The sequence below is a fragment of the Sphingobacterium sp. UBA5996 genome (assembly GCF_002429765.1).
Taxonomy (GTDB): domain Bacteria; phylum Bacteroidota; class Bacteroidia; order Sphingobacteriales; family Sphingobacteriaceae; genus Sphingobacterium.
On sequence record NZ_DJAS01000002.1, the window covers coordinates 1 to 23,223 of the forward strand.

Genomic DNA, 23,223 nt, shown 5'->3' on the forward strand with positions numbered 1-23,223 from the left:
CCTTAGATAATGCAAAAAAAAAGAGACTGTCATTTTGAGACAGTCTCATTTTTTTACCAGCAGTGGCAGATATTTCTCATAGCCTTCTTCTTTCATTTTATCCTTTGGAATAAATCGGAGTGAAGCACTGTTTATACAATATCTTAATCCTCCTTTATCAGCCGGACCATCATTGAAAACGTGTCCAAGATGTGCATCTCCCGTTTTGCTACGGACCTCAGTTCTGCGCATTCCGTAAGAATTGTCAGATAGCTCGTCAATAATACTATCACTGATTGGCTTGGAAAAGCTCGGCCATCCGCATCCAGATTCAAATTTATCAGTAGAAACAAATAGTGGTTCGCCAGTGGTAATATCTACATAGATACCTTCTCTAAATTCGTCATTATATTCATTATCGAATGCACGTTCAGTCGCGGCATTTTGTGTCACATCATATTGCAATGGTGTAAGTACTTTTTTTAGCGTCTCTTTATCAGCTTTTTTGTAGGGTTTTTCGTTGTCCTGTATCACTTTTTGCGGATTTGCTTTGCGAGCCAGCTCAAATAAATCAGGGCTTATGTGGCAGTAACCGCCAGGGTTTTTGTCCAGATATTTTTGATGGTAGGCTTCAGCATCATAAAAATTCTGTAAAGGCTCTACTTCTACGACTATTTCTTTTGGATATTGACTTGCAAGTGCGGCTACGCGTTCTTTGATAATAGGGGCGTCACTTGTATTGGTATAATATATACCCGTGCGATATTGTGTGCCAATATCATTACCCTGTTTGTTCAGTGAAGTGGGATCGATCGTTTTGAAGAAAAGGTCGATTAGTAGGTTGAGATCTACAATTTGAGGATCGTAGTTCACCTTAACGGTTTCAGTAAAGCCAGTTGTTCCAGTGGAAACTTGTGTATAAGAAGGATTTTGAAGGTTTCCATTGGCATAGCCAACCTCGGTTTCGGTAACGCCACGGACTTGTTTAAAAAAATGTTCGGTTCCCCAAAAACAACCGCCTGCGAAATAAATTACGTGATCTGTTTGATTTATAGTATTCATAGTTATCTGTTTTGTCAATTTTAAATCATTCCCCTTTTGCGAATAACACACCTTAACAATTAGAAATACACCAAAGGCTATCGTAAGGAGGGTTATGAAGTGTTTCATGAATATGAGTCGTAAGCTGTGAAACAAAATTGTCTGTTACTTATAGTGAACAAAGACCGTACCTGTATGTAGTAGTATATTATTGGATTTTCATTTGTATAGATTCTATGTGCTCTTTTTACAATTGTAAGACTAAGCATATCAATTCACGCTAAAATCTGACAAAATGATAGTAAAGAATAGATTTACTCGCAGCATAGTTGGCAGGTCATTTCAATTACATCGTCGATGTTGGTTCTTATCGACGTTCGAAGTGTATGCCGTATTCCCTTCTAAGCAGTTAGTTTTTCTACTAACAGCATGAGGGTAATTCTACCTTAGTTTGGGTAATATGAACTGGAGAGGAGGGTAGTCCTACGCTAAAAATGGATCCTTCATTAGGTGTGCTTTGAATGTTTACAATGCCCTTATTTCTCTCAATCAGATCTTTGCACAATACAAGTCCAACACCCGATCCAGGTTCATGTTCTGTTCCAAAGGACTTTTGCTGAATCTCATTAAATAGCGCGGCAGATTTCAACGGATTTATACCTATACCTTCATCCTGAATATGGATATGTGTATAGAGATCGTCCACACTAATGTAAATGTTGATATTCCCATTAACATAACTAAATTTTATCGCATTACTGATCAAGTTGCGCAAAATGATTGTCGTATGATCTCTATTGGCAATTATTTGTGTATCTGGAGGTATATCCAAGTTGATTTTGAGATGTTTAGCTTGCGCATTATCATTGAAGCTTTTAATAATGTGTTGGATAATGGGTTTAATCAATAGTTTTGATGTGCTACAATTCATGCCTTGCATATTGCTGCTGCCCCATTGCAGTAGTTCATCTAACGTCTGATTCTGTTGCGCGATCTGTTGATAGATTTGCTGAATATATTCCTGTGACGTGGTACTGTCTAGCATTTGGTTACGGAACATAAATACCAGTGCTTCAAGGTTGGCAAAAGGGCTTTTGATGTCGTGAGCAATAATCGAAAATATTTTTTCCTTGTCGCGATTCATAGATTCTAAATTAAGGCGCTGCTGCTCGATCTTTTTCATATTCTTATAGATGATATCAAGAAAAAAGTTGACCGCAACGACGATAAAAGCAAGCGCATTGATAATATTGAACACAGATCTTGATCGCGGAACTTGCTGGCTTAGTGGAAGTATATCGGGTAGCAGATATAAAAGTGAAATTAGAAAAGCTATCGTAATACAATGGACTATATGAATCTTTCGGTTTTCATACATCAACATCGCGACGATCAATGTGCACAATAGAAAATATTCTCCGCCATTTCTATAGAGCAAAGCTCCTGCGAAGTAAAATACAGAATTAGTTGTTAACAATGTGGCCTTAGCGATGTTGTATTTACCGTAATATTGGAGGACAAGCACAGCAAAGGCACATGTTGAATTGGAAAAATTAATCGCAGATAAAATATAGCGTTGATCGATAAGATTAAGGATTGCAAAGAAAATTGTTGGAAATAAACATAACAATGCAATCAGATTGATCATGTACACGCGTTTGAAATCGATGTATGACATGCCCGGATGTGCACCAATATGGGAAAATAGCTTCCAATATTTACGAAATTTATTCATAAAGACGCGTCGGATTAACTTATAATGTCTTAATATTCAAAATTAACATAAATCAGGAGTTCAACAATGATTTTTCAATATTTCATTGTTTCTATACTACGCTATTTGTCTCCCATATTGATTGCAGATAATCCTTAATCTAGCCGCTGTTAATAATTAATCTTGTGATGGTAATTTTTCAGCCATTCTTAATACGCCCCAAAATCAGCAAGATGCGAATAGAAGAAATCGCCCCAAGAGCTGGTAGATTCTATTTTAAGATAACGCGTGCTAATTGATTCGTTGAGATCGACATTAATCCAAGAACCTGAAACTTTTGTCAATTGTGCTGTTTTGATTAGGGTCCAGGTCGTACCGTTTACACTTGAATAGATATTGACATCTTTCATTGCTCCATTTAAATTATCGCGATTACGAAATGCAAGCCCCTTAATAGTGCGTAGATCTCCCATATTCACGGAGAAGAAATGTGGTTGGGGTGTTTGGGTTGATGACCATGGGGTATGCCAAACAGTGCTTCGGTTCATATCCAGGACATTACTCGCTGTTGATCCAGGCTCATTGCTGTCGCTTCCGACGATGGACCAACCTGTCGTAGGCAATAGTTTATAAGTAACAACTTTGGATAGATCGGGGATATTGTTGGTAAAGTTATAGGCGTAACGTATGGTTGTACGAACACCATTGATGTGCATAAAGCCAATTCTCATTTCATAATTGCCTGTGAGGTCATAAAAATCAGCGAGTGGACATTCGAATCTAAAGCTATCCTGACCGATGATTTTTGTCGCCCACTGTACGGCATCATAATCGTTGTTCCCACCGAAGGGTTCTCTATCATGCCAAACAACAATATCATTGACAGGCTTGTTCGCTGTAAATTTTCCGGATATGATAATTGTATTGTTTGTAAAGCTCGAAGACAAAGATATAATTTCTGCTGATGCAGATGCATACCAATCACTTCTAGTCACAGAACTGAATACTTGACTATTATTAAATGTCGCGGCAGTGCTACTTGTCAGGGAGGTTGTTGAGATTCCATACGTGGAATTTCCTGAGCCCATTAAGGCTGTGCCTAAAGTTGGTGCCAATGTCTTATTCATTCTGTTGTGGCTGGCATTCAAGCCATGACCCAATTCGTGAATCATACCACCAATCCATACCGTTGCCTTCCACCCAATATCGCCGCCAATTCCCAAATTTTTAGCGTCAAGATTTACATAGTCCAATGCGTAACAACTAGTACCCGTACCATAGAATGGAGGGCCGCCTGGATTTGCAGGATCGGTGTTGTAAGTCGGAATAATAATCAGGTTATGTTCGCTCTTCTTTGCTAATGGATTTTGACCAAAATAGGCATCTACCTCAGTTTTTACTGCTCCGTTGCCCCCAGAATAAGGGTAAGTTGCTTTTCCAAATTGCCCAGTAATGTAATGAATATTAATTAGCGTGTCATTGACTAGATCTAAACCAAAAGATTTTCGGCTAAATCCCTCACGGTCCATATTATTGGCAAACATATTTTGCGCATTCAATAGAATTCTGCTTAAACGTTTTCGGAAATTGGGAATAGAATCCACATCATTGGGAACGAAATAGATCACGTTCAGTTTGTAAGGGTTGCTATTCCACTCGTTGATCACGGTTGCTGTTGAGTTTTTTGCTTTTAGAGTGCCGACGCTCTCTGTTGTGTTTATCAAAGTTTTGCTACAAGACGCAGTAAGCAGAGCGAGGGAAGCTACTATTAGATTTAAAAATTTTCTCATAATGGTTTATATTGTGTATCAATAAATATAAATGAAAGGTCTTTTATTTCGGTGTAAGAAATTGAAGTTTTGGTACAATCAGTTTAGTCAATCGATTGATTAGTCAAGTTTGAGAATTGTTTTGTAACATTTTAAATTTCTCTCAATGAATTGACTTAACCAGGGATTTAAAAAAAATGGGACAGAAATTGAGCTATTTACTTGGTAGTAAGTTTTCAGGATAGATTTTAATCACTATAGGCAACCAGGCCACTTTGCTTGCTATTTGCGAGGTCGAGAATCGGGGTTAATCGCTTAACGTCAGCATCCATTTCTAATCTCTTATCGGAAATAAGTTGAAGAATCTGTTTGGTCATAACGGTATCGAGCCTGAAGTCCGTATGATAGTCAAACTGCTGAGCAATTATTCCTTTTTGCTGAAGTCTGTTGAAAGTTTTGAAGTCGAGTTGTCCAGCAAATTCTAGCCCTATTTTTTCGGGGAAATCTGGTTTCATCTGATAATCCGCTATTGTGTAAAAGTCTAACATATCAGTATTTTTTATTATTCCAACCCGACCGACTTATATTTCGAGCGTTAAAGTATTAAAACAACAAAAGCTAATCTTTCGATTAGCTTTTGTTTGTGATCCCGCTGGGATTCGAACCCAGGACCCATACATTAAAAGTGTATTGCTCTACCAGCTGAGCTACGGAATCGTACTTCGTTTTAGAACTATTGTTCGTTGTTTGAAGTGATGCAAAAGTAGGGCTTTAATCCTATTCCTGCAAATGTTTTTGGATTAAAATCACGTTTAAACAGATAATAACCTGATTTTAAGTCGAAAAAATTAATCGTTTTCTAAATCCATGATTTCTTCTGCCAACTGTTCCCAGCTTTCCTGAAATTGTATCAATACTGCTTTCGCCGAGTTATATGAGCGCGTAGTGTCCTGTAATTTAGCGGCATCCGAATAAACCGCTTCATCGGCAAGCTTTGACTCTAATGTTTTGACCAAAATTTCCTGTTCTTCTATTTTTTGTTCAAATGATGTGAGTTCTTTATTCTTTTTGCTCAATAAACGCGTTTTATCTTCCGTAAGCGGTTGCTTTTCTTTCTTTGCTTTCGGTTCTTCCTTGGCTTTCTTCTCCGTCTTACCTTCAGGTTTGACGATCCGTTTTGCCGCCCATTCTTCATATTCCTGGTACGTACCGGGGTATTCTTTGATTTGTTTATCTTCTATGTACCAGATTTTATTCGCGACATTATCCAAGAAATAACGGTCGTGGGATACGACAATAAATGTGCCTTCGTATTGTTGTAAAGCCTGGATCAGAATGTTGACCGACTGCATATCCAAATGGTTGGTAGGCTCATCGAGTGCCAAGAAGTTGGCATCTGCCGTTAAAGCTTTAGCAAGTGCCACACGTGATTTCTCGCCTCCAGAAAGGACTTTAATTTTCTTGAAGGCATCATCACCTGTAAAAAGAAAACAGCCTAGGATAGAACGTAATTCAGTCTCTGTATGTTTTGGTGCAAAGGCTTGTAATTCTGCAAGGATGGAATTCTCCAGGTGTAAGGCCTCAAGCTGGTGCTGCGCAAAAAATGTTTGCGACACATTATGGCCTTGCTCTGCCTTTCCTTCAAACTCGTGATCCGCGTCAGCCACAATGCGTAATAGTGTCGATTTACCTTTACCATTGGCACCGATTAAAGCGATTTTATCACCCTTTTCAATAATTGCTGAGGTGTTTTTTAATATCTCTAGGTTAGGGTAGGACTTGGAGATATTTTCCAAAGTAACGACATGGCGACCAGAAGGTTTTGAAAATTTAAAACTAAAGTTTACAGTTGGGTTATCATCATCCACGTCGTCAATTCTTTCCATGCGATCCAAAGCCTTGATGCGTGACTGAGCCATTTTTGCTTTCGATGCCTTGGCTCGAAAGCGCTCAATTAAGCGTTCTTCCTGTTTTATTTTTGCCTGTTGGTTTTTGAATTGATTAGCCTGAAGTTCATTTCGTAGTTCTTTTTCTTCAAGGTAAAAACTGTAGTTACCTGCGTAAAGTGTTAATTTCCCTTTACGCGATTCGACCGTTTTCTTGATGATACGGTCTAGAAAATATCTATCATGGGAAACAATCACAATGGCACCATCGAACGCCTGAAGATAGTTTTCAAGCCATTTAATCGACGGTAAGTCCATGTGGTTGGTAGGCTCATCGAGCAATAAAATATCCGGAGTCTGTAAAAGGATACGGGCTAGCATGACCCGCATTCGCCAACCCCCGGAGAACGTAGCTAGCGGTCTTTTTTGCTCTGCTTCAGAAAAGCCAAGACCCGCTAGAATTTCATGAGCTTTAAATTCAATATTATACCCATCTAGGGCTTCGAATTCTACCTGTTTATCACTCAATTTATTCAGAATATCATCGGAGTAGTCTGTTTCTAATTTACTAAGTAACTCTTCGATTTCGGTATGTAATTGATTTTGGCGTTCGAAAGCTTCCATTGCAACATGCAAAATGCTTTTTTCAGAATGGTAAGATAATAAATCCTGGTTTAAATAGCCAATCTTCAGATCTTTCGCCATAGAAATCGATCCTGATGTCGGTGTGTATTGACCTACAATAAGCCGAAGCAAAGTAGATTTACCTGTACCATTAGCGCCGATCAGGCCAACTTTATCTCCTGGTTTGATATGCCAGTTTGCTTCATCATATAGGGCGCGAGATCCTATTTCAAATGTTAAATTATTTATTGATATCATTTCAACTGCAAAAGTACAAAAGTAATGAATATTTCTTCTTGTTTGAGTAACTTTGCGATTATGTATAAATTAGTCAAGCCTATATTCTTTACGATGAATCCCGAGACGGCTCACCACAAAGTGACCGGAGGATTAAATGTTTTCTCAAAAATTTGGGGTGCAAAACAACTATTGAATGCTTTTTTTAAAGTCGAAGATCCACGTTTGGAGCGCGAAGTTTTTGGGTTGAAGTTTAAAAACCCCGTAGGTCTTGCAGCAGGATTTGATAAAAATGCGGAGTATATCGCTGATATGGCTAATTTGGGATTTGGTTTTATTGAAATTGGAACAGTAACTCCTAAACCGCAACCCGGTAATGATAAACCTAGAATGTTTCGTCTGGTACCGGATGAGGCCCTGATCAATAGGATGGGATTCAACAATCAGGGGGCTGATGTCGCTGCGAATAGATTAAAAAACTTGACAGATCGTCAGGGGTTATTGATTGGAGGGAATATCGGGAAGAATAAACTTACGCCTAATGAAGACGCAGTCAATGATTATATCTATTGTTTCAATGCACTATTTGAGCATGTGGATTATTTTGTCGTAAACGTCAGTTCTCCCAACACGCCTGGTCTACGCGATTTACAGGAAAAGGATCCGCTAAAACACATCCTAAACACCTTGCAGGAATTGAATAACAACAAATTAACTCCGAAGCCTATTCTACTTAAAATCGCTCCCGATTTAACAAATAGTCAATTGGATGATATCGTGGAGATTGTTATGGAAACGCAGATTGCTGGCGTTATTGCAACCAATACCACCGTCTCAAGAGATGGATTAAAGAGTGCAACGGCATTAAGACAGGAAGCGGGTGGAGTGAGCGGCCGTCCTTTGACCAAAAGATCTACGGAAGTTATTCGGTACCTAAGTCAAAAATCGAATAAGGCTTTTCCAATTATTGGTGTTGGTGGGATTCATTCGGCTAAAGATGCAATTGAAAAATTAGATGCAGGTGCTAGCCTTGTTCAGGTTTACACGGGCTTTATTTATGAAGGACCTGGTTTGATCGCCAATATTTGTAAGGGTATACTGCAGACAGGAAGGTAATAATGACGATGGCAGCTGATTTTGATCTGAAAGATTTTTTGGATAAGAAAGTTGAGGAATATAACCAACCTAATTTTATACCCAATGACCCGATAGTTATTCCACATCAATTTTCTGCCAAGCAGGATATTGAGATCATGGGTTTCCTGGCTTCAATTATGGCTTGGGGCCAAAGGAAGACGATCATCAATAAATGCAAGGAGCTTATTGATCGAATGGATGGTTCACCGTACGACTATATTATGAATCATCAAGAGCAAGATCTAAAAAGTTTGCTGGGGTTTAAACACCGTACATTTAATGACACGGATATTCTTTACTTCATTGAATTTTTCAAATATCATTATGGTCATTTTGAATCTTTGGAAGATGCTTTTCTGGTAGGACAGGAGCACAATAAGCGTATTGATGTGGAACTGGCGCTTAATGCATTTAAAATGTATTTTTTTTCACTGCCGGACTATCCCTATCGCACACGTAAGCATATAAGTAGTCCAGCACAGAAATCTACCGTTAAAAGGATTAATATGTTTTTACGTTGGATGGTTAGGCAGGATGACAAAGGCGTTGATTTTGGTATCTGGAAGCGCCTTTCACCAAAAGATCTGATCTGCCCTTGTGATGTTCATGTGGAGCGTGTAGCGCGAAAATTTGGTTTGATTACACTTGATAAAGTCAATTGGAATACAGCGCAGGAGTTAACAACAAACCTACGTTTACTTGATCCTTTGGATCCCGTCAAATATGATTTTGCCTTATTTGGTCTGGGAGTAGAAAGGGAGCTATAATAAGAAAGCCTGTATTTAATACAGGCTTTCTTATTATATGCCACTTCTCATCAAATAAATCAGAATCGCTGTCTTTCATCAGTATAGCGGACAGCAGTTCATTTAGGCAAAAGACTTTTCATTTAAATGATCGATCTTAATCAGTAAATCAACCAATCGATTGGAATAACCAAATTCATTATCGTACCAACCCACCACTTTGACCAAGCCCCCAACAATAGAAGTAAGTTGAGCATCAAAAACACAGGAATATGGGTTATTGATAATATCAACTGAAACGATTGGATCCTCTGTGTAATACAGCACTTCCTTCAATTCATTTTCGGCTGCCCATCGAAAGGCCTTATTAATTTCTTCAACTGTGGTGTGTTTTTCAAGGGTGCAAGTAAAGTCCGTTAATGATCCATTTAGTACGGGTACACGTATTCCAGCGCCGCCGAGCTTATTCTGTAAATGGGGAAAAACGTTGGTGATTGCTTTGGCCGCACCTGTTGTTGTTGGAATGATTGCAGATGACGCTGCTCGCGCTCTCCGTAAATCTTTATGTGGTGCATCATGAAGATTTTGATCGCCCGTCATGGAGTGCACCGTGGTAATATAGCCATCTTTTATGCCCCAATGGTCATCTAAAATTTTTACTAAGGGAGCAACATTATTGGTCGTGCAAGAGGCATTGGATAAAATGGATGCCGAAAGATCGATAGTCCGATCATTGATGCCGAGTACCACTGTCGGAATATCCTTGTCTTGTGCCGGTGCTGAGATAATTACTTTTTTTGCACCTGCTTCTAAATGTAAAGCTGACTTGGCACGTGTCGTAAAATGCCCTGTTGATTCTATCACAACATCGATACCTAATTCTCTCCACGGTAGCGTCGAAGGATCTTTTTGATTGGTAACAAGGATAGCTTTGCCATTGATAATGATGTGATTTTCATCGTGGGACACAGTGCCGTAAAAAGGGCCGTGCACCGAATCATATTTAAATAAATGGGCAAGCGTCTTTGTATCTGTCAAATCATTTATTGCAATGATTTTTAGCTCATCACAAGCTCCGCGAAGAAAAATATTACGCAATGTATTTCTGCCGATACGACCGAATCCGTTGATTGCTATGTTGAGCATTTTAGATTATTTATGAAATTGGCTTATTGCTTCATTGATATTTTTTTCGCCCTCCCAATGTGCTTTCAGCTTTCCATCCGCTCCATAAACATAATTCGCTGGGAATTGTGTCGGCACATGGATTTTTTGAATAAACGTCTGGTCTTTATCGATCAATACTTCAACATTCGATGCTTTGGATAATTTTGGAGCAAAACTGTCAAAAAAGCCCAATACTAACGCCGGGTCATTCATTGAGATATAATAGATATTTACATCTTTTAAACGATCCATGTTTTTTTCTAACTCGATAGCCTCATGCTGACAGTGGCTACAGCCCGGATCAAAAAGAATAAATACGGTATTCTTGTCTTTGGCGACATTCTCGTTCGTAACTCTTATCCCGGAGCGAAGTTGATAAAAAGTAAAATCAGGGAGAATTGCAGCTGGTTCGGAAGATTGGGTAGGGGCCGTCTGCCCGTGATCATGTCCCGCATGGTCATGATTTTCTGCAGCAGCCTCTTGTGTAGGCATTGTTGTACCGTCAGTTTTTGTTTTGTTGTTATCGCCACATGAGTAAAGGATTCCAGCCATGAATACCGCTGTTACTCCTAAAACTATTTTTTTGTTCATAGATTACATTTGCTTTTAAATCAGTATCAATGATTTGATCTTTTCTTTCGTTTGCATCCAATATCAGATTTTTAAATAAAATCAGCGATACTCGAATACATTAACGAACCAAAACTATGAAAAAAAGCGGATTTTATACTTTACAATTTCATTTATGACAGTTTACTGGATATCGAGTTTGATCGTTAGATACACTTCGATAGATACACTGCGATCCGCCTAGCCTTGCTTATTCGATGATATCTGGTTTGTCACCTATGGACTTAGGTTCTATTAAGGACGTTGACTGAATAATTTCTGGTGCGCTTTTTCCGAATTCGATACTGTAAACTTTGAGAAGTACGCCAACACAGGATAGAATTAAAGGACCAAATATTAATCCCAGCATACCGAACAGATTTAACCCAAGTAAGACACCAAATACCGTAATTAGGGGGTGTACATCACCCAGCTTTTTTAAAATGGTAAAGCGGAGAACATTATCTATACTTCCTATAATAATGATTCCATACAAAGCAAGACCTATAGCACTTCCGGATTGCCCATTGGCGAGTAGAAATAGTGCAGCTGGTAAATAGACCACCATTGTTCCCAAAATCGGTATTATCGTGGAGACAGCCGTTAATATTCCTAAGAAAATAGGGCTTTCCAACCCAAAAAACCAATAGCCAAGCCCGGCAACAATACCTTGACACATGGCTAAAATTGGAATACCAATAGCGTTGGATTTGACCATCATATCGAATTCTTTCCATAACTCAGCCTTACTAGCTTTGGTAAACGGAATGGCGTGATAAATAGTTTCTTCCAGCTTCTTGCTGCTTACAAGCATAAAATAAAGTACAAATAATGCGACCAGTAAGTTGACTCCAACCTCTGCGACGGAATTAAGGATGTTGGGGATAAATTTAGCTGCTCGCTGGAGTGTTTGCATTAATGCAGAATCTGAAAGGTCAATATTACTGAAGTAGGGACTGGATTTTAAATAGCTCTTTACAGAATCGAATTTCTGCATCAGTTCGTCTTTGTTGCTAATGACTTCTGTAACCTGGGGTACCATGTAGTTGATTAGCAGATAAAGCGGGCCAACCAAAAAAACAATTGTCAGTAAGATTAAGAGAATACTTGCCGCCGACTTATTCCATCTTTTTTCTTCGGTAAGCTTATAGTTGATTTTTCTAAATAGAATGTACAGCGTTATCGCTCCTAAAAAACCGGGTAAATAATAAAATAAGCTCGTAAAGATTAATATGCATATCGCTAGGATGATAAGGATAAGCATAATTTGATTAATGGAGTTATTGTTGATTTGTTTATATTTCATATAGTTGACAAATATACTGTCTTTGACCTATTTTATCGTATGACAATATTTCTTTAGAAAAGTTTTACAATGTTAAATTAAACTTCTTTTTTTCAAATCTTAGTTTTGGTTGTGCGGCATAAGAATCTCTCTTAAGATAGTCAGGATATCATAGTGCTTGATAAATAGCATGGACTGCGGAATGTGCGGGGAATCGGAACCGCTTCCAGATTGGAAATTATTGCTGTTCGTCTTGCTTCCCTTATGAAAAAAAGGATGAGACCCTTTTCCTTTTTTGCTGTTTGAAAATAAGCCCATAATCTTTGTATATTAGTTATTGCGGCCTTTCTGTAACGGATATGACCGCAATAACTAATATACAAAATAACTTTTGATCTTAATTAATAAAAATTTGACTACCGCGCTCTTCATCTTTTTCTATGGAAAGGGATATCGGAATTCGTTCTTTAAGCTCCTCAACATGGGAAATGATCCCTACAATACGATTTTCGCGGCGTAGCTCTAACAGGGTTTCAAAAACAATATTGACTGAAGCGGTGTCTTGTGTCCCAAAACCTTCATCAATAAAGAAAAAGTTTTTGCTCGCTCTCGTACTCGACTGTACGCTTTCCGCGAGCGCGAGCGCCAAGCTTAGCGATACTTGAAAAGCCTGGCCGCCGGATAAGGTTTTTACACTACGGCTCTTCCCTTCATTCAAATAATCTATAATCTCAAACTCATTGTTTTCGTTGATCTGTAGACTAAGTTGATTTCGTGTCATACGGTGAAAACGAATATTGGCGTGGTCGCACAATTGACGTAGATAAATTGAAGAAACATACTGTACAAAACCGGCACCTTTAAATAGATTGAAAAGCTGTTTCAAATTTTCATTACGGACGTTTAGCTTCATTTGTTGCTGCAGAAGCGTCTCTTTTTTAGCGTAAGAAATCATCAATTGGTTGAGTTCCTGTCTCAGCTTGGCCACATTTTCAGTACTTTCTTTCAATTGTCGAGCGCTTTCCTCCAGCGCCTTTTCTTGTTCAATAAAGATTGTTTCTTCATACACTTGACCAGCAAGCTTGTGTTCCAGTTGAGCAATCTGCGCCTTTACAGTTTCAAAATCAATTTGAAACTGCTCCAGCTCAAGTCGGATCTGCTGTACGGGTAAATTTTGGGCAAGTATCTGCTTAACCTCCTCGATAGCGTTAAACGGCGAGGCTAAAAGATGCTGCTGCAACGTGCCGTCAACTTCCAGAATTTCACTTTTAATTGTTTGAAGTCGTTCCGAGATGGCATTCACCACGCTATTTTGCCCTGCGAATTGACTGTTTAACTCGCTTAACTTATCGTTTATCGCAACAAACTCTTTTTCTACCGTAATATTTGAGTTTTTGATCGTGTTGTATTCTTCTTCGACAGTTTGGGCGTCTTTCGATTGGTAATCGAACCAGCTGAGCAGTTTTAAATTTCCAATATTTTGATTGATCTGTGCTTGCTTGCTTACTTCGTCGCGTTCAAATTGCCCCAGGGCCTTGTTGTATTTCTCCAGATTATCCTCTACAGAAGCTAAAGCAGTCTGATCATCTGCAAGCTTATTTTCGAGGGCCTGGATTAGGGTTTCAATTTTGGAAAGCTCCTGTTTTTTGGAAGCATAGATAGATTCATCTGTGCTGCTGTAGCCTGTCCATACAAATTCATTGAAATGCGCCATTTTTATGGACTTATGCAATTGAATTTTCGTATTCAGTTCGTGTTTTTGATCTGTCAAGGATTGCAAACGAAGAAGAAGTTTGTCCACTTGGAATTTTTGATCCTGTTTTAGTTTTAGGAGTTCATTCGTGTCGGTCATTAATTTTTCATGAGCAAGGATTTCAAGCGAAATATCCTGCCCATGGTTGACCATGGGATGTTCAATTGCACCACATAGGGGGCAAGGCGACCCTTCTTTCAAATTTTTAGCATATTGTGTTAGCCGCTGCTGTAAAAGCAGATGCGCCCTTTCATCCTGTAGTTTATTGAGCTTTTGTTCCAATTCCTGAACAACATGGGCATGGGTTGATTGAAATTCTTCTAGGTTGCCGCTGAAATTTTGTAATTCTCGTCTAATTTCGCTGGCATTGTTTTCTAAATCGACCAATTGCTTATTAAGATCGTTTTCTTGTTGTTTTATCCCCTGTTGTCTAGTATACCATTGGCCTAATTCCATCAATTCATGCGGCGAAGGTTTAGCACGCTTTAAATTCGAAATTTCACTTTCAGTTCCCAGGATTTTTGCTTTATAATGTACTTGTTGTTTTTTCGCTTCTTCGACAAAATGACGCCCTTTCTCTGCGCGATCTTGCAAGCCTTTAATTTCATTGGAAAAGGTAATCAATTGCTGTATCAATTCAAGATCTAATTCCTGAATACGACGTTGCGGTAGTAGTTCATACCTTGGTTTTAATATATTTAAACGAGATTGATGCTCCTGTAGAAGCTGTTGTATTTCTGTTTTTTTTACTTCTTCGTTCGCCAATTTTCTTTGCGTTGATCCCTTTTCAAGATCTAATTTTTCTTTGGACTTGAGACTGTGTAAAAATTTGGTTTGGGCCTCCTCAAACTGATTTAATTGTAGCCTTAAATTCTCTTTTTGTCCTTTCTGTTCAAGTAATTCTTCGTAACGTAATTTCGTCCGGTTCAATTCAATGAAATCCGCTTTAAGTTTTTGGAGCTGCATGAATTTTTCATGCTGTAATTTATGCGAAGATTCTATGGATGCGAAAGATTGAAGTTCAGCCTGTAACTTTTCGCTGGTGGCTGTTACAAGATCTGAAGTGATCTCCTCAAATCCCGATAATTGACCGTTCAAGTGATCTAATTCGGATTGATTTTTCTTATATAACGTAGAAACTTTATCCTGTAGGTCAAACCGATGCAATTGAAAAATCTCTTTCATCATATCTGTGCGTTCCCTGGCGCCAAGTTCTATAAATTCCTTGAATTGTCCTTGTGGAATGATGATTGTTCTTTTGAAGTTCTCATAGCGTAGTCCTATTATTTGTTGTGTATTACTGCTTTCTAATGGAACCCATGTTTCATTTAATTTCTCATAGAGCACGACAGTTGGCGATTTTACGTCATCGAAGTTTTTGGAGTTGCGTTTAAATTCGCGAGTAACTTTAAATGTGCGTTCTTCAAAATTGACAAAATCAAGTTCAATATATGACTTATTTGACTTGAGATTCATCATGTTATATCCACGTTTGTCGCGTGCATTCAAACGTTCTGTTTCCCCATATAACGCATAAGTAATAGCTTCTAATATAGACGATTTACCAGAGCCCACTGCGCCGAAAATACCAAAAAGTCCAGCTTCGGAAAGTGCGGTAAAATCGATCGTCTGGCGATCCTGATAGGAATAGATGCCCTCTAGTGTTAGCTTTAATGGAATCATGCAATTAAGAATTTAAAATTTCGCGAAATAGATCAATGAGATCGTCGTTGGGCGCCTGGTTGGCATTTTTGGATTTGAAATATTCTTGAAACAATACAGATATGTCTTGCTTAAGATTGATTTCTTTGGTGTCTATAAATTCGCTATCCCGTTCTTTAACCACTGGGATCAAATAGATTATTCCTGAATGTGCCTGATAGATACGCTTGCGATCTTCCGCTTTCAAAAAGGTGTCGGATTTAAATGTCAATTCTACCAAGGCGTCTGGATTTTCTTCTAGCCAGGAAATGCAACTTTCAATATCCTCAAATGTTTTTCTAAATAATGGCTTACCTTGTGTGAGTGGGATTGGGGTTACGGCGGCCTGTGTATCGGGCGATACATCGACTAGTGCTACAAATTTGGTTTGTCCAGCTTCTGAAAAGCTATAGCATAGGGGAGATGATGCGTAGATGACTGGTTTCTCTAGAGAACCTATATTTTGATAACCGTGTAGATGTCCTAATGCGGTATATTGGACTTGTTCCGGAATAGCTTGTGAATAGATCAAGTCTGCATTTCCTATTTTGACCGGCTTTTCACCATCCGGCTCTTCCAAAAGTGGACGACCTAACTTATTCATATAAAGATGGGCAATGAGGATGTTAATGCCTTTTTCATCGCAATAGGTATCGGCAATTTTTTTCCATTCGGAAGACAAAACCTCATTCAGCTTACTTTCTTTATCTTCACCTAAGTATTGTTTTAAGCGGATCTCATTCGCGTAAGCGGTATGAAGGATTCGAATCGGATGCTCATAGTGAGGTAATTTTAAGACGATAATGCCTTTGTCTGCATGTACGACAGCGAAGCCTTCCGTAGCAAAAGGAGAGACGACGGCGCGCGGATGGCCGATTAAGATGATACCGGATGCTCTTGCCAACGGATCGGGTGCATCAACCAAATGTGGTGAATCGTGATTGCCAGCAATAGCAATTACAGGACGCATACCATCCTTGCTAAGACGTTTGATTGTTCTATAGAACAGCTCAATTGCTTCGACTCCCGGGTTAAAAGCATCGAATAGATCTCCGGCGATCACAACTAGGTCGACATTTTCCTGATCGGCAATCTGAACGATCTCATCCATTACCAGGGTCTGTTCGTCTATTCGAGAGAAACTTTCCAGTCTTTTTCCAAGGTGCCAATCGGCGGTATGTAATATTTTCATGTGAGAGCTTCGATTTGCGTCAACAGTTACAAACTAAGATAAATTTGATCTGAAATGCAATTATAATTGGATGGAATCGTATAAATTACTGCTCATTCCTTACTATAGATTTAGCTTCGTAGTGGTAGCTTGGTAAAATACAGCCTTCTTAAAATGTTAAAACTTGTTAAATACGGCTGTCAAAAATCATTTAATTGTATTTTTAATGTTCCAGATTAAGCTAAAATTTATATACATAACGTATGCGAAAAGTTTATTTATACCTATGTGTTTTCTTTATGCTACTGATGCGTGTAAATGCGCAGGAAGTACAGGCGATTAGAGGAGAAACGGCGTATCCCTTTTTATTGAAAAATTCCGGGCTAGATTCTTCCACCACTGAGAAGCAACCTGTTTTTGTATTTTTGCATGGGAGGAGTCTTTCCGGGACAAATTTGGATCGTGTAAAGCGCTATGGTGTACTGTATGCTATCAATAAAGGCCAGGAAGTTCCAGGGATTATTGTTGCGCCACAGTCAAAGGGCGGCTGGGATGCAGATAAAGTAATGGAAATTGTGGATTATGTCATCGGACATTATAATGCTGACCCGGACCGTATTTATGTGTGTGGCATGAGTATGGGCGCCTACGGTACAATGGATGTGGCTGGAAAATATCCGGAAAGGGTAGCGGCAGCGGTGGCCATATGTGGTGGTGGATCCAGTCAGTATGCGTCCAATTTGACTCAGGTCCCTATTTGGTTGCACCATGGTACAGCCGATCGGGCAGTGCCAATTTCGGAATCTAAAAAGATTATGCGGGCTATAAAAAAAGAGGATCCAGATGCTAATGTGAGTTTGAATGTAATAAAAGGAGGTACGCATGGGAGTGTAGAGCGATTATTTCACGACGATGCAATTTACAATTGGATGTTGAAATTTAGGAAAAGGCATAAGTCTTAAAAGATTTTGTCAACCGGCATAACGGCTTTGAATAAAAAAAACCTGATGATGATTCATCAGGTTTTTTTATTAGCCTTCACTGTTAAACATAGACTGTCTTTTATGAAACTGGGCCATCAGAATATTCGGTTGATGGATCAAGTGGGTTTTGCTTAAATATTCAGCGTTATCTGCGTAGATAAACAATAATGTGCCATCTTTGATGGTATTAATGATAGGGGCTGCAAATTCTCTCGGTACGGCAGGGCAGCCATAACTTTTTCCAAGTCTACCTAAACTCGCTATTGTTCCATTGCTACAATAATCTGCACCATGCATTACGACATATCTTGCTTTGGCATTATCATTTATGCCTTTCTCAAGACCATTTAGCACCAATGAATAACCATTCTCACCATTGTAAGTATTTTCAGTCGTAAAGAAACCTAAGGAACTTTTGAGTGATTCCTGTTGATTCGAAAAATTTACCGCGTAATTCTCGCCGCTATTTTTGCCATGCGAAACTAACGTATTAAACAGTACCTTTTTCTGCGCAAGGTCTAATACTACTAGCCTCTTTTCAGTGGATGCCAGCGAGAAATCGATGACCGTCATAATATCTTTGTTGTGGATAGGAAGAGCTTTCCTGCCTTCCATTGCTTGACGAAACGCTTCGTATTGTAACACTTGCGCTAGGTTCATTTCATCGTATAAGGAATCAACTTCTGTGCGTTGACGCTCCACATTTATACGATGCTCGCTGGTTTCTTGCTGTGTTGTTTTTAATTCTTCTTGTGATGAAAGTGCTGTATTCAATGCCATCAAAAGAAACATAAACGTATTTCCCATTCTACTCCTTTTCTGTATAGATGTTTACAAAAGTAATAATTAAAATTAATACATATTTGATTTACAGAATGTTAAATATTGTTAATCGATAACTATGACGAGCGACGAAAAGTCTTTTGACCGTTTATAGACAAATTGAGCATGAGATGACGCATTTCTGACGCACATATGTGATTTTGGAATAGTTCCAAGACTTTCGCTATATTCGATGATATTGCCATTTGGGTTATTGACTGGAATACCGTGTATATATGCCCCAGCAGTAAACCGCGTGGCATAAGGCGCAAATCCACCATAAATTTTGGTTCCATCCTCGTAATAAAACATCTTTGATTTATGTTCTTGGACAACAAAGAGACCAGTAGGCGTTTCTTGGGCATGGGGAGGTTTATGTCGTCCACTGGTTGCTGGATTCATGCTTCTGACGAGCCATTCATTTCCAGCTTTTTCCAATGTACAGATATTTTGGTTTTTAATGTCTACGACTGTAACGAATTTAAATTCTATCGAATCGCGAATGATTTTAAGATAGCGCTTTGGTACACTGTATTTCCCTTCAAATGAAATACCTTCGACCGGAATCCTGTCTAGGCTGTCGGAGCCCTGAACACGGACGAGCCACCCATCGCGCCCGTAACGCACCGCTTGATTGGTGTTAAGATCACAGAGCGGTGCGGCCTGATAACGCTCCACATTGAAGCTGTCGGACACCCTTTTATAAGTATCCCGCTTGTAACCCGCAATTGTTGGTGCTTCACCTTTCTCATTTTGATAGTTTTGAAGTACAGCGTATAGCGAAGGAGTTTGTTGAAAATTCGTAACAAATGCTAAGCGCTCTTTAATTTTGCTCCATTGGAAAGTTCGTGTAGTATCTTTGTAAGGGTAGGTATCTTCCAGGGTATATTTTTTATACTGTAGCTCTTTTTTGATAATTATATCTTCGTCTGTGATTAGCTCTGGTTTTTTATTCAACTTTTCAGGCGCCACTTTTTTTTGTTGCCTGTTGGGCGGCTGCGTCTTTGCTATATCCTTTTTATCCTGTTGGCATCCAGCCAAAAGGAAAATTAGACTTAGTACTAGACATGTTAATCTTGGACTCATATATAGATTTATAAACTATTGCTTTATGGTTTAAACTTAGATAAATTGTTGATGATTTGCAATTTTATTGTGGGTGAATAAGAACACTTTATGGGAAGAATGTCAACCATAGGTGTTTTAAGAACGTAATGTGAACGAATGACATTGTCGTTTTTGGGTGATAATCGACCTGAATCTGTTCAAATGCTGACTTAATGAAAGTCAGGTTGAAGAGATACATGTTTTTCATGAGCAATAAAAACGCTAGTTTTGTAAGTTGAAATACACGATATGGATAAAATTGTTATTTGTTCTGCGGCGATCCTCCATCCCAATGGTGATTTGTTGATGGTTCGGAAAAAGGGTTCCGCTTATTTCCAGTTACCCGGAGGTAAGGCAGCGCCTGAAGAGAATCAAGAGGAAACATTGATTCGTGAGCTTCGCGAAGAGCTACGGTTCGATGTACGTGAAAACGATTTAGAATTTTTAGGTAGCCATACTGCACATGCCGTAAATGAGGTAAATACATTGGTAGAAGGTAATATTTACGTGATTAAATTGAAGGCGACTCAGTCTTTTGAAGCTTATGAAGAGCTGGTAGAGGTGGTTTGGATCAAACAGGACAATTGGCGCAGTTTTAAGCTAGCGCACCTGGCAGCAGAGTTTGTTGTTCCCCGTTGGCTGTCTGGAAAGCTGTAGATTTAAAAGAATGATGTAATCTTTAAATATCCATATTTTGGGATAGCAGTCTGGCTAAAATAAAAGAGCGGAGTTCCAGCTGAATTCCGCTCTTTTATTTGTTGATGAATATTCCTTCTAGAAACTATAGACGCAGGCTAATAGAAATTGTCCTGCAGATTTCGTTGGACTTAAATCATTTTTGATGAATCTCTCTGTACTTCCTTTGTCAATTCTAATCTCCGGGATAAATTTGAAGCCGTGATAACTATATTCTGCTGTTAATGTTGTCGCTAGAATATTAGCACTTGGGATACCATTTTCCTCTTCCTTATGTGTTTGGAAAAATTCTTCACGTAATCCTAATCCAAAATTTTCCGAAAAGTGAACTCTTGGATAGAGAGCAACGCCCGAATATCCGCCACCATCTCTCTTTTTATAATTGGTTGCATTTAAACCAAGGAAAAATTTGGGTGTGAAATCATAGTTAGCAACCAGGTCAACCAATGTTCCTGAACTATAATTTGCTTTTCCACCTGCTGAGGATCCGGTGAGAAAGTTAAGATAAAAGCTACTTTTATCATTGGGTGTATAAGCTAGCTGGGAGCCTACGTGCGACACACCGTTCATATCTTGGTAGACGTTCCAGTCGTTAAATATTCCGACCATTAGCGCCACCTTGTCGGAGAAACTATACGTTGCTTTCAGTCCCGCATCTTGAAAAGGTCCTGCACCAAAGAGATAAGATGTCGAATAATGAAAATTGTATGTGGGAGATATCACTTCAAAGCCTACAAATGTTCCCATAAAACCTGCAGTGAGATTAAGTTTATCAGTGAGGTCGTAGCCTACATAGAGATTTTGTATGTGAAAGCTATTTTTATCATCGCCAGCTTGACCGTCCCCATTCATGATAGAGCGATATTGACCGCGAGGTCCAAAAGATAACTCGCCTACAAATGAAGCTTTTTTAAACTTCTTTTTAACAGCTAAATCCACCATTCCGATCGAAACGGAATTGTTGTCTTCTGTAAAATAGGTATTAATATTTGGTTTGTTTTGGAAGTCATATTTCCAATAGGTGTCAACGGATCCGGATATTTCGATTCCCTTTTCTTTGTTTTCTTCTTGTGATATCGCTGTATTTATAAGAAATACAGATAAAATTGCTGTTGTAAGAAGTTTTTTCATGTTTTTGGAGGTTTAAGTTTGATTTGTTTGGTGTTTTTGCCGAGTTGTTTTTATAATTTCTCTTTTTTTTATGGTTATAAATTGATTTTTATAGATTAATAATGGTTTTTGTGTTTGTTATTGTGAAATTATGTAAAAAAAATCACAAAAAATAAATTATCATGGTATTTTTTTAATAAAAAGACTTTATATTTGATAAAAATCTAAATGATTATAGGTTTTTGTTTTGTTTTTGTATTTTTTCAACAATTTTATTAAAGTATTAATAAACACTAATCAGTTTAAACACATGAAAAAAATTATTCCACTTATTGTTCTAGTTCTTTTAGGAGTATTAGGACTTGTATTTCCTTCAATTGACTTGTCTGATTTAAATAAGGCAGAATTTGATACAGGGGATACAGCCTGGTTGTTAACTTCTTCTGCATTGGTGTTGATTATGACACCAGGACTTGCATTTTTTTATGGTGGTATGGTTAGCAAAAAGAATGTGATATCAACCATGATGCAAAGTTTTATCTGCATGTGCCTGATGACAATTCTTTGGGTCATCGTTGGTTTTAGCTTAGCTTTCGGTGACGATATCGGTGGCATTGTGGGCGATCCACGTACATTTTTTATGATGAGAGGTACATTGGGAAATGTTGCATGGGGAGCGCTACCAACCATACCTTTGGTTTTATTCGCTATGTTCCAGCTGAAATTTGCGATTATCACGCCAGCGCTAATCACTGGTGCTTTTGCAGAACGTATTCGCTTCAATTCATTTATGCTATTTATTATTCTATTTAGCATTTTTATCTATATGCCATTGGCACACGCAACTTGGCACCCTGAAGGAATTTTAGCCAAATTTGGCGTTCTTGATTTCGCTGGCGGTACTGTTGTGCATATGTCGGCAGGCTGGGCGGCATTAGCGGCCGCGATCTACTTAAAAGGGCGCAAAATACAAGTTCATAATCCTGCACGTATCAGCTATGTGATATTGGGTACTGCTTTATTGTGGTTCGGCTGGTTTGGATTTAATGCGGGTTCTGCCGGAGGCGCAAATTCCTTAGCAGCTTATGCTTTTGCGACAACAACTACAGCCTCGGCTATGGCAGCTATGGCGTGGATATTTGTTGATATTATCCGCGGAAAGAAACCTTCAGCAATGGGTGCATGTATCGGTGCTGTGGTTGGACTGGTAGCGATCACTCCTGCAGCCGGCTTTGTCAGTATCCCACACGCAATGATAATTGGCCTGGTTGGCGCGTTGGTCAGCAACCTTGTCGTTTATCTAAGAAGTAAAACAAGTATTGATGATACATTGGATGTATTCCCTTGTCACGGAGTAGGTGGTATGGTGGGTATGGTGCTTACAGGTGTATTTGCACATCATAACATCAACCCTGTGGTGGTAGACAACGGGCTGTTTTTTGGTGAAACCAAATTATTCTTTGTCCATATGATCGCATTATTTGCCGTGTCCTTTTTTGCTTTCGTCGGCTCATTGGTTTTATTAAAAATTACTGACCTTATTGCCCCACTTCGTGTCGAAGAAACGGACGAAGAGCTTGGTTTGGATGTGACGCAGCACGCCGAAGCTTTGTAATTTAGATAAAGTAAACTGTTTATATGTTATCCCAAACAATCTTCTACTTAGCAGCTGTATTGTTTGGGATA

General features: G+C 38.8%; 19 protein-coding genes, 1 tRNA gene and 1 pseudogene. 5 read left to right on the top strand and 16 right to left on the bottom strand.

The genetic code is table 11. The annotated features are described in order from the left end of the window. Window positions 1-45: 45 nt before the first annotated feature. From msrB to B3E00_RS01100, 7 genes and pseudogenes are all read right to left on the bottom strand, one after another. Window positions 46-510: a peptide-methionine (R)-S-oxide reductase MsrB gene (msrB, locus tag B3E00_RS22195; RefSeq protein WP_349676355.1), complete on the bottom strand. Its 465-nt coding sequence runs from the start codon at window positions 508-510 to the stop codon at window positions 46-48. Between the two features lie 63 nt (window positions 511-573). Continuing rightward, window positions 574-1,149: pseudogene (msrA, locus tag B3E00_RS22200) on the bottom strand (peptide-methionine (S)-S-oxide reductase MsrA); the annotation flags it as partial. A gap of 292 nt (window positions 1,150-1,441) precedes the next feature. Next, on the bottom strand, window positions 1,442-2,755 hold the full coding sequence (locus B3E00_RS01080) for a sensor histidine kinase (RefSeq protein WP_293884568.1): 1,314 nt from the start codon (window positions 2,753-2,755) through the stop codon (window positions 1,442-1,444). A 188-nt stretch (window positions 2,756-2,943) separates the two neighbouring features. After that, window positions 2,944-4,524, bottom strand: a complete 1,581-nt coding sequence (locus B3E00_RS01085) for a discoidin domain-containing protein (RefSeq protein WP_293884569.1) — start codon at window positions 4,522-4,524, stop codon at window positions 2,944-2,946. 227 nt (window positions 4,525-4,751) lie between these two features. Next, window positions 4,752-5,051: a hypothetical protein gene (locus B3E00_RS01090; protein ID WP_293886431.1), complete on the bottom strand. Its 300-nt coding sequence runs from the start codon at window positions 5,049-5,051 to the stop codon at window positions 4,752-4,754. 96 nt (window positions 5,052-5,147) lie between these two features. After that, window positions 5,148-5,220 (bottom strand) — tRNA-Lys (locus tag B3E00_RS01095). Window positions 5,221-5,351: 131 nt separating this feature from the next. Beyond that, window positions 5,352-7,271: an ABC-F family ATP-binding cassette domain-containing protein gene (locus B3E00_RS01100; RefSeq protein WP_293884571.1), complete on the bottom strand. Its 1,920-nt coding sequence runs from the start codon at window positions 7,269-7,271 to the stop codon at window positions 5,352-5,354. 60 nt (window positions 7,272-7,331) lie between these two features. On the opposite strand from B3E00_RS01100, the gene B3E00_RS01105 reads away from it, so the two are divergent. After that, window positions 7,332-8,366 (top strand): quinone-dependent dihydroorotate dehydrogenase, encoded by a 1,035-nt coding sequence (locus B3E00_RS01105; RefSeq protein ID WP_293884572.1) that lies wholly within the window; start codon window positions 7,332-7,334, stop codon window positions 8,364-8,366. A 2-nt stretch (window positions 8,367-8,368) separates the two neighbouring features. Further along, the gene (locus B3E00_RS01110; protein WP_293884573.1) at window positions 8,369-9,154 is read left to right on the top strand and encodes a TIGR02757 family protein; all 786 of its coding nucleotides are present in this window, start codon (window positions 8,369-8,371) and stop codon (window positions 9,152-9,154) included. 102 nt (window positions 9,155-9,256) lie between these two features. Here the strand turns inward: B3E00_RS01110 and gap are convergent, their stop codons facing one another. The 6 genes from gap to B3E00_RS01140 all read right to left on the bottom strand — a co-directional run bounded on the left by gap (window position 9,257) and on the right by B3E00_RS01140 (window position 16,840). Continuing rightward, window positions 9,257-10,279 carry a type I glyceraldehyde-3-phosphate dehydrogenase gene (gene gap / locus B3E00_RS01115; protein WP_293884574.1) on the bottom strand — a complete coding sequence of 341 codons (1,023 nt, stop codon included), beginning with the start codon at window positions 10,277-10,279 and terminating at the stop codon, window positions 9,257-9,259. Window positions 10,280-10,285: 6 nt separating this feature from the next. Beyond that, the gene (locus B3E00_RS01120) at window positions 10,286-10,891 is read right to left on the bottom strand and encodes a TlpA family protein disulfide reductase (protein ID WP_293936384.1); all 606 of its coding nucleotides are present in this window, start codon (window positions 10,889-10,891) and stop codon (window positions 10,286-10,288) included. Window positions 10,892-11,120: 229 nt separating this feature from the next. Further along, on the bottom strand, window positions 11,121-12,215 hold the full coding sequence (locus tag B3E00_RS01125; RefSeq protein ID WP_293884576.1) for an AI-2E family transporter: 1,095 nt from the start codon (window positions 12,213-12,215) through the stop codon (window positions 11,121-11,123). A 99-nt stretch (window positions 12,216-12,314) separates the two neighbouring features. After that, window positions 12,315-12,512 carry a hypothetical protein gene (locus B3E00_RS01130; protein ID WP_293886435.1) on the bottom strand — a complete coding sequence of 66 codons (198 nt, stop codon included), beginning with the start codon at window positions 12,510-12,512 and terminating at the stop codon, window positions 12,315-12,317. 79 nt (window positions 12,513-12,591) lie between these two features. Continuing rightward, complete coding sequence (locus B3E00_RS01135) at window positions 12,592-15,630, bottom strand: AAA family ATPase (protein ID WP_293884577.1); 3,039 nt, start codon at window positions 15,628-15,630, stop codon at window positions 12,592-12,594. Window positions 15,631-15,634: 4 nt separating this feature from the next. Further along, entirely contained in the window at window positions 15,635-16,840 is a 1,206-nt protein-coding gene (locus B3E00_RS01140) for a metallophosphoesterase family protein (protein ID WP_293884578.1), read from the bottom strand. Window positions 16,841-17,082: 242 nt separating this feature from the next. On the opposite strand from B3E00_RS01140, the gene B3E00_RS01145 reads away from it, so the two are divergent. Then, window positions 17,083-17,781 (top strand): prolyl oligopeptidase family serine peptidase, encoded by a 699-nt coding sequence (locus tag B3E00_RS01145; RefSeq protein ID WP_293884579.1) that lies wholly within the window; start codon window positions 17,083-17,085, stop codon window positions 17,779-17,781. A 69-nt stretch (window positions 17,782-17,850) separates the two neighbouring features. On the opposite strand, the gene B3E00_RS01150 is transcribed toward B3E00_RS01145, so the two are convergent. Further along, window positions 17,851-18,609 (bottom strand): murein L,D-transpeptidase catalytic domain family protein, encoded by a 759-nt coding sequence (locus tag B3E00_RS01150; protein ID WP_293884580.1) that lies wholly within the window; start codon window positions 18,607-18,609, stop codon window positions 17,851-17,853. A gap of 81 nt (window positions 18,610-18,690) precedes the next feature. Continuing rightward, window positions 18,691-19,710: a L,D-transpeptidase gene (locus tag B3E00_RS01155; RefSeq protein ID WP_293884581.1), complete on the bottom strand. Its 1,020-nt coding sequence runs from the start codon at window positions 19,708-19,710 to the stop codon at window positions 18,691-18,693. A gap of 270 nt (window positions 19,711-19,980) precedes the next feature. Between B3E00_RS01155 and B3E00_RS01160 the strand changes: the two genes are divergently transcribed. Beyond that, entirely contained in the window at window positions 19,981-20,388 is a 408-nt protein-coding gene (locus B3E00_RS01160; protein ID WP_293884582.1) for an NUDIX hydrolase, read from the top strand. A 117-nt stretch (window positions 20,389-20,505) separates the two neighbouring features. Here B3E00_RS01160 and B3E00_RS01165 read toward each other — a convergent pair whose 3' ends face one another. Then, a complete protein-coding gene (locus B3E00_RS01165) occupies window positions 20,506-21,558 on the bottom strand; it encodes a porin (protein ID WP_209579207.1) in 1,053 nt (350 codons plus the stop codon). A 289-nt stretch (window positions 21,559-21,847) separates the two neighbouring features. On the opposite strand from B3E00_RS01165, the gene B3E00_RS01170 reads away from it, so the two are divergent. After that, the gene (locus B3E00_RS01170; RefSeq protein ID WP_293936387.1) at window positions 21,848-23,152 is read left to right on the top strand and encodes an ammonium transporter; all 1,305 of its coding nucleotides are present in this window, start codon (window positions 21,848-21,850) and stop codon (window positions 23,150-23,152) included. The last annotated feature ends 71 nt before the right edge of the window (window positions 23,153-23,223 follow it).